This is a genomic window from Marinobacter daqiaonensis, assembly GCF_900115285.1.
Lineage (GTDB): Bacteria > Pseudomonadota > Gammaproteobacteria > Pseudomonadales > Oleiphilaceae > Marinobacter > Marinobacter daqiaonensis.
In genome coordinates, this window is the sequence record NZ_FOYW01000002.1 from 164,256 (window position 1) to 177,688 (window position 13,433).

A 13,433-nucleotide genomic window follows, 5' to 3' on the forward strand; every position below is an offset into this window, starting at 1 on the left:
ATCCATGCCCGTGACCTTTTCCGTCAAGTTGTTCGTCCGCCTCGGCAGCATCGCTGTACTCATTGCATTGTTGTGGGGGGGCATCGGCTGGGGCCTCAACTCGGTCCGGCACGAGGCCTGGCAGGAGCGGCTCAGCACGCCGCTGTTAAACTGGATCGCCCGCAGCCCCTCTCCCGGACAACGTTACCACTGGCTCCCCCAGCTGTATGACTTCTCCTCAAACTTCCCGTCCGATCTGGGGCTGAATGCGATCCAGCGAGAAAGGCTGCACTATGGCCAGACGCTGGTCATCCACGACAGCCTGGGTCAACAGGCCATGGCGGCAACGGACACCGGCCGTGTGGTTTCCCTTCGATTTCGGAACCTTTACCAGGACCTGTCGGAAGCAACCGCCCTGACAGCGCTCTGGCACCTGAACCAGAGCCCTGCCGAGCACCGCGCGGAAGCATCGGCGTTACTGGCCGAGGCCCTGGGTGTTGGCCTGAAGCCCATCTCTGAGAACGGTCAGTTACCCTCAGCGGAGGTCCTGGAGCGGGCCTGGGAACGGAATCTGGCGCTCTATGGGGGGCAGCAGCAACAGCGGGTGTTGCTGCGCCTGGAGGACGGCACATTAATGCGGCTGGACATGCCGCCGGGCTTTCGGGCGCTTTCCTGGCCGGTGCTGCTCCTCCTGGCCGGCCTGGCTGTGCTGGTACTGTTGGTCGCGGTGCAGCTGCTGGCCCGTGACCTTGACCGCAACCTGAGGACGGTGGAGTCCATGGCGGTGCGGATTGCCCGGGGTGATCTCGATGCCCGGGTCGAGCCGGGCCGGGGCAACCTTGTCTCCCGTCTGGCTGAATCCTTTAACGGCATGGCGGAGCAGATCCAACGCCTGGTTGAAGTGCAGCGGGAAATGATACACGCGGTTTCCCATGAGCTCAGAACGCCCGTGGCCCGGATCCGTTTCGGCGTGCAGATGATCGAGACCGCCAGGGACAAGGCGGCGCTGCAGCGGCAGCTTGATGGCATCGACAATGACATTCAGGAACTGGACGAGCTGATCGATGAAATCCTCACCTATGCCCGACTTGAGCAGGGCGGCCCGGTATTCAGTCTGCGTCCCGGAAGTGTGACCGACATTGTCCGCCAGGTGGTTGAGGAGCAGCAGGTGACCCATCCGGACGTCGAAATCAACGCCGTGATCCCGGAGGAGTCCGAGCATTTCAGTGAAAGTGACATCGAGCCGAGATACCTGCACCGGGCGATCCAGAACCTGGTAGGCAACGCCTGCCGCTATGCCCGGGAGCGGGTTGAGGTGCGTTGCCTGCTGGACGAAGACAACTGCCGGATTGATGTGGAAGATGACGGGCCGGGCGTACCGGAGCAGGACTGGGAGAAAGTCTTCAGTGCGTTTGCCCGACTCGACGACAGCCGCACCCGTCACTCTGGCGGTTATGGTCTGGGTCTCTCAATCGTTCGACGGATTCTCTACTGGCATGGCGGCCAGTCCTTCGTTGGCCGCAGCGCTAACCTGGGTGGTGCCCGCTTCAGCCTGGTATGGCCGCGCCGCCAATAGGCCTAAGCCGGGATTGACCACTCCAGTCCGGTTCTCGCGGGGGCGGCCTCGGATGGCCGGGCCCGTCAGTGCTCCAGCCTGCCCAGAATCAGGAATTCAAGGAGGGCCTTCTGGGCGTGAAGGCGGTTTTCAGCCTCGCTCCAGACCACGGAACCCGGGTGCTCCAGCATGTCCTCGGAAACTTCCTCTCCCCGGTGGGCCGGCAGACAATGCATGAACAGGGCATCAGGTGCGGCAAGTTCCATCAGTCGGGGGCTGACCTGATAGGGCGCGAAGACCTTACGGCGGGCGGCCTCCTCATCTTCCTGTCCCATGGATGCCCAGACGTCGGTTACCAGAAGCTGGGCGTTCCTGACGGCCTCTTCAGGCTCAGAGAAGACTTCTACACAATCCTGGTTTTCCGCCAGCAGGGTGGCGTCCGGGGCATAGCCCTCCGGGCAGGCGACGTGGAGACGGAATCCGAACATCCGCGCCGCATTGATGTAGGAGTTGCACATGTTGTTGCCGTCGCCTACCCACGCCACGGTCGCGCCGGCAATGTCGCCCCGGTGCTCCCGATAGGTCTGCATGTCCGCCAGCAACTGGCAGGGGTGGAAGTCGTCGGTCAGTGCATTGATCACGGGTACCCGGGACACGCTGGCGAATCGTTCGACGGTATCATGGGCAAAGGTGCGGATCATGACCGCGTCCACCATGCTGGATATGACCCGCGCGGAGTCTTCGATGGGCTCGCCGCGACCCAACTGGGTATCGCGGGGGGAAAGGAACATGGCGCTGCCCCCCAGCTGAGCCATACCAGCCTCGAAGGATACCCGGGTGCGGGTGGACGACTTCTCGAAAATCATGGACAGCACGCGATTTTCCAGACTGTTGCGCAGGTTGCCGGCGCGCCAGTCCTTGCGGAGGAAGCTCGCATGGTCCAGAAGTGCCGTCAGTTCTTCGATGGTCAGGTCGTTCAGGGTCAGAAAGTGTCTTACTGCCATGGCTTCGCTCATCGTCATCCAGTGGCTGTCAGCAAATAGGAAACCGCCCGGAATGCGGTTCTCGCACCGGCTGCATGGCCAAAATGGGCGCCCGGGGAGGGCGAAAAGGATTAAGTCTATCGGGTATCCCGCGGCATGACAATCGTGCCGCTGGTCCCGCCATCCGGGTTTTATACCCGAGTGTATTGGTCGGAATTGTTCCTTGCGTGTACAATGGCGGTCAGTTTCAATCTGTTTGCGCGAGGTGACATTGTGGATATCAACGATCAGATCAAAAGCCAGCTGGAAGAAAACCCGGTCATCATCTATATGAAGGGCACGCCCCAGGCGCCCCAGTGCGGCTTTTCCTCCCGCACTGTCCAGGCGCTGATGGGCTGTGGTGAGCGGTTTGCCTTCGTGAACATCCTGGATAACCAGGAATTGCGTGAGGCACTGAAGACGTACTCCAACTGGCCGACCTATCCCCAGTTGTACATCAACGGTGAGTTGGTGGGTGGTTGTGACATCGTGCTTGAGCTTTCGGAAAGCGGCGAACTGGCCGAGATGGTCAAGGGTGCTGCCAACCGGCAGGAAGCCTGAATGTCCAATGCGTATTAAAAAAGCGCCTACGGGCGCTTTTTTGATTGGGCGACGGGCAGTAGTCCGTTGTCAGGCCTGCTTGCGAAGACTACCCACCACTGCGTCCAGCGCCCGGTCAATGAGGGCTCCCTGCTCCAGAACCGTCAGCCGGCCGCGTCCCATCTCATGAGCCAGATCCACACGGGTCTTCTCGATGACCTTGAGTCCCATCCGGTTGACGAAGACAAAACTGTCTGCCTCGTCAATGACGGCGGACAGCTTGCACCGGAAGCTTGAGCCGTTGACCAGGTGGAACTCCACCCACTGACCGACCGCGATAGCGTCGACAGCAGGCAGAAACTCGGCGATGCCCGCGTCCAGCGGTTCCTCGGTATCCAGCGCTGCTTCGGCTTCAGGTTCTTCAGGCTCGACGTCACCGGGTTCCCGGGCTTCGATCAGCGCCAGGTTGCGGAAGGCTTCTGTCAGTTCGTGCTTGAGCTGAGCCATCATCTCGTCGAGCCGGGACGAGTTGTAGGAGACCTCCTCAAGTCCGGCTCGCAGGGCCTTAAGCAAACGGGGTACAACCCGGACCCACTGATCCCTCTCCTCATCATCCAGGTGGGGGTGCAGGCACCAGATAAGGTCATCGACGACCCGCGCCGACTGTTCCCAGCGATGCTCAACGTCGTTGCGAAGATAGGCCAGGAACATGACCCGGCTCCAGCCATTGATCAGGATGTCGTGAACGGCAGGCGGAACCGGGCGCCGCGAGAGCTTCTCCTTGAGCAGCTGGTCCACGGTTTCCTGGGCCTTCTGGGACTTGATCCGCCCCCGCTCCGACTCACGGGTACGCTGCTCCACCAGGGACGCCTTGCGATTTTCCCTGGCCAGGAACTGATCGAATTCCTCCCCCAGTTCCTCGAACAGGCGGACATCGCCGTCAAACTCATCCAGTATGCGCGCAACAATGTTGTGAATCTGTTCGTAAAGCTTGTCCCGGGACTTCTCGTCTGCGCTGCTCCAGCCGATACCTGCCCGGGCGAGGGAGTTCAGCAGCTTGCGGGCAGGGTGATTGGCTCGACTGAAGAACGACTTGTCCTTTATAACCACTTTCAGAATCGGAATCTGAAGGCGGCTGATCAGCACCTGGATAGGAGCGGAAAGGTTGTAATCGTCCAGGATGAACTCAAAAAGCATGGACACGAGGTTGATAAGATCCTCGTCCATTTCCTGGAGCGCCGGTTGCTTGCCGTCTTCTTGCCGCTGACTTTCAAGAATGTGCTCCACCAGATCCCGCAGGTCCACGGTAACCGGCTCACCTGCACTCAGGTTGCCCTGGGGCGCGGATCGTTGAGCGGTGTTGGCAGATACCTGTGACAGCATCTGGAGAAGTTCGGCCCCGCCAACGATATGGATCTCGGTTGTATTACTGCCCTGGCCGGTATAGTGGCTGGCGCTGTAGCTTCGGTGCCCCCGCTGTTCCGCCAGCAGATTGCGGATCTGCTGGAACAGGGCATCGTCCTCACGTACCTGATAGTTGCCCGGGGCTTCCGCGGCCCTGTCATGGGCCTTGTTTTGGTCAGCCGCCGGGGTGCCTTGCCGGTCGATCTTCTGGTCCGGCGTTACCTTGCCCTGGTAATGGAAATTGGGAACGATGCCTGCCTGAACCAGAATCCGGTTGGCCTCGTCCATGAGCATGCCAAGGTTCGAGACCACGTAGCGGTCGAACTGCTTGAGCACGATCAGGCGTTCGCGAATCTGAATCTCGAAGGTGCCAGCGGCCTCGGCGAATGCCCGGCAGATGTAGTCCGGCAACATTGGATTGACCGGACGCTCTTCGCTGGAGTTCGGGTAAATTGTGGTGAAGCGGGTCTGAAGCTGCAGCAGTGGGCCCTGGAAATAGGCCCGGGCCTTGGAGATCATGGCGTTAAGTGCCACCTGCTCCTCAAGCTCATCGTCGTGGACCAGGGACAGGCTGTCGGCAGAGGGCCTGGCCTGGCTGGCCTGCTGATCCTGGGATTGCTGGTCCGGATCAGCCAGTGGCGGCCGGTCGAAGAGGGAGGAGACACTGCTCTGAAACCGTTTCTCGACGCCTTTGCGTTTGATGCGGATTTCCCGCATGGCCTCGAAATAACGGTTCTGCTCGTTGTTGCTGCGGGCGTTATTGGCCAGCTCGAAGAGCGAATCGTCCACGGCATCGAATGCGCCCTGGAGCAAGTCGCTGAGACCGGCAACCACGGTGTCCCGGATCCGGGATACTTCCGGAGGAACGGAAACCGGCGACCCTGCAGATTCATGCAGGTAATGTATGCCGGACTGTCTGTTCATGGCCGACTCCTGATACGCCTCAACCGGATACGTTACCGAGCTTATTCTTGACTGGATCGTTATCTGGGTAATCTATCGCAAAACGGAGCGAGGTTACACGATTAATTATTGTTAACGCATGGCCATGCCAGGCCACGGCGGGTCCGGTTCGTTTTCAGGGGCCCTCTAACAGGCAGGCCGGCCCTGATCGGGCCGGCCTGCGGGTGCTCTTCTACCGGGCTGCAACTAGCCAACATAAACCGGCCCGACGCCCATGCTCCAGATCACCACGGTGATGGCAAGCAAGGCCACGAACATGACAAGGCCCACGGTCAGTACCGACGAGGCGAACATGAAGCCGCGCTCTTCGGGGATTTTCATAAGGATCGGCAGTCCTTCGTAGAGCAGATAGACCGCGTAGGCGATTGCCACAAGACCCACCAGCATATTCACCCATATGTTCGGGTACACCGCAATCACCCCAAGCAGAAAGATCGGCGTTGCAGTGTAGGCAGCCAGGGTGACCCCCCGGGGCGTAGTATCCTTTACGTCGTAAGTGGCGGCGAAGAAATCAATGAATTTACCGATGATGAAGATGCCGGCCAGCATGGCCGCATAGAACAGGACGCTTAGCTGAAGCGCACTGCTGGTGGTCAGCCGTATTACCTGGCCATCGCCACCAATCTGCCAGCCTACCTGGGTGGTCCCGTAGAAACCGGCGACCGCCGGAATCAGTGCCAGCAGGAGAATATGTCCGAAATACAGTTTCGTTACCGATTCGGACTCGTTGCGAATGGACTCCCACTCCTCATCGGGGTGGGTAAACAGGCCAACTGTGTGTGAAAGGCTCATGGACCTTCTCCTTTTATTTTTATTGGATGCGTACTTATGTCGCACCCTCACAGTCTTGGTGAGAGGAGTCGGTCCGGTCAAGAAATTGGTTAAATCATGATCTTTCTAAAAGAAACTGTTTAGAGCTGAATCGCATAAGTGGGGGTTGACAAGATTATCTCTTGCGGATGAAAGACTTTTTCCGGGGGATGGCATGCACGATAGCCGCCTTGACGACGTTGTCCTTGATCTGCAGGACCTCGGTCCGGTGGCCCGCAATGACCAGGCAGACGTTGGTCTCGGGGATGGTTTCCAGGGTTTCCGTGATCAGCCCGTTGAGGGTCTTTGGGCCGTCTGTCGGCAGCCTCCAGCCCAGGTTCTTGTTGATGGTGCGGACGGCGGCGGTGCCATCGATGATAAAGGTGCCGTCATCCTGGGGGATGATGTCGGGACTGGTTTCCGAATAATCGGTGGTGAAGTCGCCGACAATCTCTTCAAGGATATCTTCCAGGGTGGCGATACCAAGCACATCGCCATACTCGTCCACCACAATGCCGAAACGGCGCTTGGCCTTCTGGAAGTTGATCAGTTGTGTGTTCAGGGGCGTGCTTTCGGGAATGAAATAGGGTTCCCGGGAAAGCTGCATCAACATGGCCTTGTTGATGTCGTCCTGCATCAGCAGGCGGGAGATGTTGCGAAGATGGAGTACGCCCTGAATGTTGTTGATGTCCCCCTTGTAGATCGGCAGGCGGGTATGCTGGCTGGTTCGCAACTGGCGCAGGATGGTTTCCATGTCATCTTCCAGGTCGACGCCGACGATCTCGTTGCGGGGAACGATGATGTCATTCACGGTCACCTTTTCGAGGTCGAGAATGCTGACAAGCATGTCCTTGTGCTTGGAAGGGATCAGCGCGCCGGACTCGTTTACCAGGGTCCGGAGCTCCTCCCGGGACAGGTGGTCCGAGCTCGCGTCCTTGACCGAAATGCGCAGTATCCGGAGGATGCCCCCGGTAAAGAGGTTGACGGCCCACACCGCCGGATACAGGATCTTCAGCAGTGGCTTGAGGATGTAGCTGGCAGGAAAGGCGATCTTCTCCGGGAACAGTGCGGCCAGGGTTTTGGGTGTAACTTCAGCGAAAATCAGGATCACGATGGTCAGCATGACGGTGGCAATCGCGATACCGGCGTCACCCCAGAGCCTCATCGCGATCACCGTAGCAATGGCCGAGGCAAAGATGTTGACGAAATTGTTGCCAATCAGGATGACGCCGATCAGCTGGTCAGTGCGCTTTAACAGGTCCTGGGCACGGCGGGCTCCCCGGTGGCCGGTTTTCGCCATGTGCTTGAGGCGGTACCGGTTGAGGGACATCATCCCGGTCTCGGAACTGGAGAAAAATCCGGAGAGAACGATCAGGCACGCCAGGAGAATGGACAGCGCCGTCAGCGAGGCATCGTTCAAAAGAAGTTTCCTTGTCTTGCCTATGAATGGGAAAAGTAGGGGGGTGAGGTCGCGGTGTCAATAGAAAACGGTCAGCCGGCCCGGTGGAACACCAGTTCCAGGACGAACTTGCTGCCGTAGTACGCGATCATCAGAAGGACACAGCCGGCGAGCGTCCAGCGACTGGCGGTGATTCCGCGCCAGCCCTGGATCTGACGACCCACCAGCAGTGCGGAGAATACGACCAGGGAGATCAGTGAGAAAACGGTCTTGTGGGCCAGGTCCTGGGCAAAAAGGTCGCTGACGAATATGGCACCGGTCACAATCGCGAGAACCAGCAGAATGACGCCCGCCCAGAGCAGCTCAAAGAGAAGCGACTCCATGGTTTGCAGGGGTGGCAGGTTGCGGACCAGGGGGCTGTTGTAATTGTGCTTGAGCTGACGATTCTGCAGGTAGACCAGCAGCGCCTGCCCTGCGGCAAGGGTGAACAGGCTGTAGGCCGTGACCGATAACGCGATATGGGAAAGAACGCCCCATTCGTCCCGTTCAATGAAGCGCGGTGGGGTGTGGGTCATCAGCGCGAACACCACGGTCAGGCAGGCCAGCGGGTAGGCTCCCAGGAACAGGCTGTCCAGTGGTCGCGTAAGGTTCATTGCCAGCAGCAGTGCCACCACCAGCCACGAAATCAGCAGCGAGCTCTGGAAAAAGCCCAGATTGACCGCCCCGTCCACCAGCAGGATCTGCCAAAGGAGTAACGTGTGGGCCACGAGGCCAAGGCCTCCGATCACGGTAACCACCGACTTGCTGATACTTATGCGGCCACGGAAACTGAGGGCCTGGAGGGTTGTGCCAATGCTGTAAAGGAACAGGGTGGTTACAGCGAGAATCAGCGTTCCCATGTCATTCCTGGTAGATGGTCATGTGATGAGGTCGGGACTTCTCTGACTAAAGGCCACGGAATTTGCCGGCCTGGTCGTCTCAGCGCGTTAGTCTGGTTATAATGTCGCGATTGTGCAACCGGAATCAACCGGTTTGCGTGCGCCGTCATGTACTTGGTTGGAATTTCCGATCGCTTTTGTCCGGCCGCGCAACACCTTTTCAATTTTCAGGGCTACGGAATACCACCATGTTTGAAAACCTGACAGACCGGCTTTCGGGGAGTCTCAGAAAAATCTCCGGCCAGGCCAGGCTGACTGATGACAATATAAAGGAAACCCTGCGCGAAGTTCGCATGGCACTGCTGGAGGCGGACGTCGCCCTGCCCGTGGTGAAGTCCTTTGTCGAGGGTGTTCGGCAGCGGGCCCTGGGCCAGGAAGTACAGCGCAGCCTGACCCCGGGCCAGGCGTTCGTGAAGGTTGTCCAGCAGGAGCTGGAACAGGTGATGGGCTCCGGCGATGAGAAGCTCAACCTGTCGGTGCGCCCGCCGGCGGTCATCATGATGGCCGGCCTGCAGGGTGCGGGTAAGACCACCACCGTGGCAAAGCTGGCCCGCTTCCTGAAGGAGCGGGAGAAGAAAAACGTGTTGGTGGTGAGTGCGGATGTCTATCGTCCCGCCGCGATCCGGCAGCTTGAAACCCTGGCCGGCGAAGTGGGGGTGGAGTTCTTCCCCAGCAGCGCCGATCAGGACCCGGTGGCCATCGCCGAGGGTGCCATTGACGCTGCCCGCAAGAAGCATTCCGATGTGGTGATCCTGGATACCGCGGGCCGGCTGCACGTGGATGAAACGATGATGGGCGAGATCAGTCGCCTCCACAAGGCGGTCAACCCGGCGGAAACCCTGTTCGTGGTTGATGCGATGACCGGTCAGGACGCCGCCAACACCGCCAAAGCGTTCAATGACGCACTTCCGCTGACCGGCGTGGTTCTCACCAAGACGGACGGTGACGCCCGTGGTGGTGCCGCGCTTTCGGTGCGCCACATAACCGGCAAGCCGATCAAGTTCATGGGCGTTGGCGAAAAGACGGACGCCCTTGAACCGTTTCACCCGGACCGGGTTGCCTCCCGGATCCTGGGAATGGGGGACGTGCTTTCCCTGATTGAGGAAGCCGAACGCAAGCTGGACAAGCAGAAAGCGGAGAAGCTCACCAAGAAGATCAAGAAGGGAAAGAGCTTTGATCTGGAAGACTTCCGTGACCAGCTTCAGCAGATGAAGAATATGGGTGGTATTGGCGGGCTTCTCGATAAGCTGCCGGGTATGGGGCAGATGGCGGAAATGGCCCAGAAGCAGGTCAATGACAAAACCTTCAGTCAGATGGAGGCCATCATCTGCTCCATGACACCGAAAGAGCGCCGTTATCCGGACACCATCAATAACTCACGCAAGCGCCGTATCGCCTCTGGCTCAGGCACCCAGATTCAGGACATCAACCGCCTGCTCAAGCAGCACAAGCAGATGCAGAAAATGATGAAGAAGTTTGGCAAAAAAGGTGGCATGACCAACATGATGCGTGGCATGAAAGGCATGATGCCGCCCGGAGGCGGTGGTGGTATGCCGCCGTTTGGGCGTATGTAGAAATCGGGACGTTCTGGCTGTTTTCTTTGCCGGGGAATTAGCATAGAATAGCGCCCCTTTCGAGTATGGGTCTTCGTGCGACAGCCATTGCGGCGCGCATGAGGCGTACAAAGTTCGTACAACAGAACAGGATATTGGTCGAAATGGTAACAATCCGTTTGGCTCGCGGCGGCTCCAAGAAGCGCCCGTTCTATCATCTGACAGTCACCGACAGCCGTAAGGCCCGCGATGGCCGTTTCATTGAGCGCGTTGGCTTCTTTAACCCGGTTGCCCGTGGCCAGGAAGAGCGTCTGCGTGTAGATCGCGACCGCGTCAACTTCTGGCTGGGACAGGGCGCCCAGACCAGCGACCGCGTTGCCCAGCTGCTGAAGACGGCTGCTGAGTAAGGAAATATCGCGTTTCGGACCGGGGCAGGGCATGACACAGCATTCGCAGGAAACTGTGATCGGCCAGGTAACCTCGGTCTTCGGGGTCAAGGGGTGGCTCAAGGTTTACTCCTACACCGACCCCGTGGAAGGCATACTGAATTACCGCAACTGGACCCTGGTCCAGGACGGTAAGCGTATAGCCGCGGAGCTTGAGGACGGTCGCCGCCAGGGGCAGGGAATCGTTGTCAAGCTCAGGAATGTTGACGACCGTGATCTGGCCCGGACTTACGGCGGCGCAGAGATCCGGGTACCTCTGGCTGAGCTCCCGGAGCTTCCCGAAGGGGAGTATTACTGGTACCAGTTGGAAGGCCTGGACGTGTTTACGGTCGAGGGCGAATGCCTGGGTTACGTACACCACCTGATGGAAACCGGCGCCAACGATGTGCTGGTTGTCAGGGCGAACGAAGCCTCCATTGACCAGCGCGAGCGCCTGATTCCCTACCTTCCGGATCAGGTGGTCCGGACAGTGGAGATTCCCACCAGGCGTATGGTGGTGGACTGGGATCCGGAGTTCTGACGGGTGTGGATTGGTGCAGTCAGTCTGTTCCCGGAGATGTTCGGCGCGGTAACGGATGTGGGGGTTACCGGAAGAGCGGTCCGTGACGGATTGCTGACGTTCCGGAGCTGGAATCCGAGGGATTTCACCCACGACCGGCACCGCACCGTGGATGACCGGCCCTATGGCGGTGGTCCCGGCATGCTGATGAAGATTCAGCCCCTGCGGGATGCCATACATGCCGCCCGACAGGATGCGCCGGGCCGGGCCTGCGTGATTTACCTTTCGCCCCAGGGTGAGAGGCTGGATCAGCAGGTGGTGGAGTCACTGGCTTCGCAGGATAGCCTGATCCTTGTGGCGGGTCGCTACGAGGGTGTGGACGAACGCCTGATCTCGACGGAAGTCGATCGGGAAGTGTCACTGGGGGATTTTGTACTCTCCGGTGGGGAATTGGCGGCCATGGCCGTCATTGATGCGGTTACACGCCTCATCCCCGGAGCGCTGGGTCATGCGCAGTCGGCGGAGCAGGACTCCTTTGCCGACGGTCTGCTGGATTGTCCGCACTACACCCGGCCCGAGGTTTACGAAGGTCAGGCGGTGCCGGATGTATTGTTAGGCGGTCACCACGAACAGATCCGGCGCTGGCGGCTGAAAGAGTCGCTGAGGCGGACCCGGGAGCGACGCCCCGACCTGCTGGAGCAGCGGGTGCTTACGGACGAAGAGCGTGAGCTGCTGGACGAGATTTTAAACGAACCGGGTGCCTCTGATTGAATCAGGGCATTGAGAGATTGGGTATCAGGAGCACATTACGATGAGTGGCAAGAATAACATCATCAGTCAGATTGAAGCGGAACAGATGGCCAAGGAAGTCCCCGAGTTTGCGCCGGGCGATACCGTGGTTGTCCAGGTTCGTGTAACCGAGGGCAACCGTGAGCGTCTGCAGGCGTTTGAGGGTGTGGTTATCGGCAAGCGTAACCGTGGTTTGAACTCCTCCTTCACCGTGCGCAAGATTTCCTACGGCGTTGGTGTTGAGCGTACTTTCCAAACCTTCTCAAAGCTGATTGACAGCGTTTCCGTGAAGCGTCGCGGCGACGTGCGTCAGGCCAAGCTTTACTACCTCCGCGATCTGTCCGGCAAGGCCGCGCGGATCAAGGAAAAGCTGGGCTGAGATCGGTTCGGAGCCTGGCCGTTGCCTGCCTGTTTCACAGGATTGGCGGTGGCAACTGGTCCGACAGACAACGTTCAGTATGTGGAAAGGGCAGCCTGAGGCTGCCCTTTCTGCGTTTGGATGGGCGTTGCTGCGGATTCCCGGGTGTCGAAGGTCCTTTCAGGCGGCGGAGGAAAGGCAGCTATGGGTAGATTGATGCAGGGTGAGCCGGTCAGGGAAGGAGATGACCGTCTGATTCAGCGCTTCCTGGATGCTGTCTGGCTTGAGGATGGGCTGGGGGATAAAACCCGGGCCGCCTACGGCAGTGACCTGCGAAAGCTGTCCCAATGGCTGGCAGAGCGTCCGGGGACGCCTCACCTGCAGGATGCGGGACGGACAGATTTGCTGGGCTGGATTTCGGCGGCGTTCATGGAGGGCCGGAAAAATGCCACGGCTGCCCGGCGCCTGTCGGGTATTCGGCGTTTTTATCGTTATCTGCTGCGTGAACAGTTGATTTCCGAAGATCCCACGCTTCGTATAGAAAGCCCTCGTCTGAAGCGGCGCCTGCCCGACAGCCTGTCCGAAGCGGATGTGGAGGCCCTGCTCACCGAACCTCTGGGCAGTGACGTCGTGGATCAGCCTCTGGAGATGCGGGATCGGGCCATGCTGGAGATCCTTTACGGCTGTGGGCTGCGGGTGTCGGAGCTGGTGTCGCTGAGGGTCGATCAGGTCAATGTCCGCCAGGGGGTGGTACGGGTTACCGGCAAGGGCAGCAAGGAGAGGCTGGTGCCGTTGGGCGAGGAAGCCCTGGACTGGCTGTTGCGTTATATGAACAGCGGTCGTGCCGAGTTGCTACGGGGGCATGTGTCCGACGACCTGTTTCCGGGTAACCGGGGCCGGGCCATGAGCCGTCAGGCGTTCTGGTACCGGGTGCGCCATTATGCCCGGCGGGCCGGAATCGAAAAGAAACTGTCGCCACACACCCTTCGTCACGCCTTTGCCACGCACCTGCTCAATCACGGGGCGGACCTTCGGGTGGTGCAGATGCTCCTGGGCCATGCGGACCTTTCCACAACCCAGATATACACCCATGTCGCCCGGCAACGCCTGCAGGAGCTTCACCAGAGCCATCATCCGCGGGGGTGAGGGTCGCCGGCTGAACTTTTCCCGCTGGTCTC

At 59.5% G+C, this 13,433-nt stretch carries 13 protein-coding genes; 8 read left to right on the forward strand and 5 right to left on the reverse strand.

What is annotated here, in order from left to right; genetic code table 11:
* Positions 1-4: 4 nt before the first annotated feature.
* A complete protein-coding gene (locus BM346_RS13525) occupies positions 5-1,555 on the forward strand; it encodes an ATP-binding protein (RefSeq protein WP_092014141.1) in 1,551 nt (516 codons plus the stop codon).
* A 65-nt stretch (positions 1,556-1,620) separates the two neighbouring features.
* Here the strand turns inward: BM346_RS13525 and argF are convergent, their stop codons facing one another.
* Complete coding sequence (argF, locus tag BM346_RS13530) at positions 1,621-2,538, reverse strand: ornithine carbamoyltransferase (RefSeq protein WP_092015014.1); 918 nt, start codon at positions 2,536-2,538, stop codon at positions 1,621-1,623.
* 252 nt (positions 2,539-2,790) lie between these two features.
* Between argF and grxD the strand changes: the two genes are divergently transcribed.
* Positions 2,791-3,117, forward strand: coding sequence for a Grx4 family monothiol glutaredoxin (gene grxD, locus BM346_RS13535; protein WP_092015016.1), 327 nt, complete (start codon positions 2,791-2,793; stop codon positions 3,115-3,117).
* Between the two features lie 69 nt (positions 3,118-3,186).
* On the opposite strand, the gene BM346_RS13540 is transcribed toward grxD, so the two are convergent.
* The 4 genes from BM346_RS13540 to BM346_RS13555 form a co-directional block, all read right to left on the reverse strand.
* Positions 3,187-5,424 (reverse strand): DUF1631 domain-containing protein, encoded by a 2,238-nt coding sequence (locus BM346_RS13540; protein WP_092014143.1) that lies wholly within the window; start codon positions 5,422-5,424, stop codon positions 3,187-3,189.
* A gap of 225 nt (positions 5,425-5,649) precedes the next feature.
* Entirely contained in the window at positions 5,650-6,255 is a 606-nt protein-coding gene (locus tag BM346_RS13545) for a Yip1 family protein (protein WP_092014146.1), read from the reverse strand.
* 154 nt (positions 6,256-6,409) lie between these two features.
* Positions 6,410-7,693, reverse strand: coding sequence for an HlyC/CorC family transporter (locus BM346_RS13550; protein WP_092014149.1), 1,284 nt, complete (start codon positions 7,691-7,693; stop codon positions 6,410-6,412).
* 71 nt (positions 7,694-7,764) lie between these two features.
* Positions 7,765-8,571, reverse strand: coding sequence for a cytochrome C assembly family protein (locus BM346_RS13555; protein ID WP_092014152.1), 807 nt, complete (start codon positions 8,569-8,571; stop codon positions 7,765-7,767).
* Between the two features lie 227 nt (positions 8,572-8,798).
* Here BM346_RS13555 and ffh point away from each other — a divergent pair, with 227 nt between their 5' ends.
* The 6 genes from ffh (at position 8,799) to xerD (ending at position 13,401) form a co-directional block, all read left to right on the forward strand.
* Positions 8,799-10,184 carry a signal recognition particle protein gene (gene ffh, locus BM346_RS13560; RefSeq protein ID WP_092014155.1) on the forward strand — a complete coding sequence of 462 codons (1,386 nt, stop codon included), beginning with the start codon at positions 8,799-8,801 and terminating at the stop codon, positions 10,182-10,184.
* 143 nt (positions 10,185-10,327) lie between these two features.
* Positions 10,328-10,570 (forward strand): 30S ribosomal protein S16, encoded by a 243-nt coding sequence (gene rpsP / locus BM346_RS13565; protein ID WP_092014158.1) that lies wholly within the window; start codon positions 10,328-10,330, stop codon positions 10,568-10,570.
* Between the two features lie 31 nt (positions 10,571-10,601).
* Entirely contained in the window at positions 10,602-11,129 is a 528-nt protein-coding gene (gene rimM / locus BM346_RS13570; RefSeq protein WP_092014161.1) for a ribosome maturation factor RimM, read from the forward strand.
* Between the two features lie 3 nt (positions 11,130-11,132).
* On the forward strand, positions 11,133-11,879 hold the full coding sequence (gene trmD / locus BM346_RS13575) for a tRNA (guanosine(37)-N1)-methyltransferase TrmD (RefSeq protein WP_092014164.1): 747 nt from the start codon (positions 11,133-11,135) through the stop codon (positions 11,877-11,879).
* A 40-nt stretch (positions 11,880-11,919) separates the two neighbouring features.
* Positions 11,920-12,276: a 50S ribosomal protein L19 gene (gene rplS / locus BM346_RS13580; RefSeq protein ID WP_092014167.1), complete on the forward strand. Its 357-nt coding sequence runs from the start codon at positions 11,920-11,922 to the stop codon at positions 12,274-12,276.
* A 183-nt stretch (positions 12,277-12,459) separates the two neighbouring features.
* On the forward strand, positions 12,460-13,401 hold the full coding sequence (gene xerD, locus BM346_RS13585; protein ID WP_228704336.1) for a site-specific tyrosine recombinase XerD: 942 nt from the start codon (positions 12,460-12,462) through the stop codon (positions 13,399-13,401).
* The last annotated feature ends 32 nt before the right edge of the window (positions 13,402-13,433 follow it).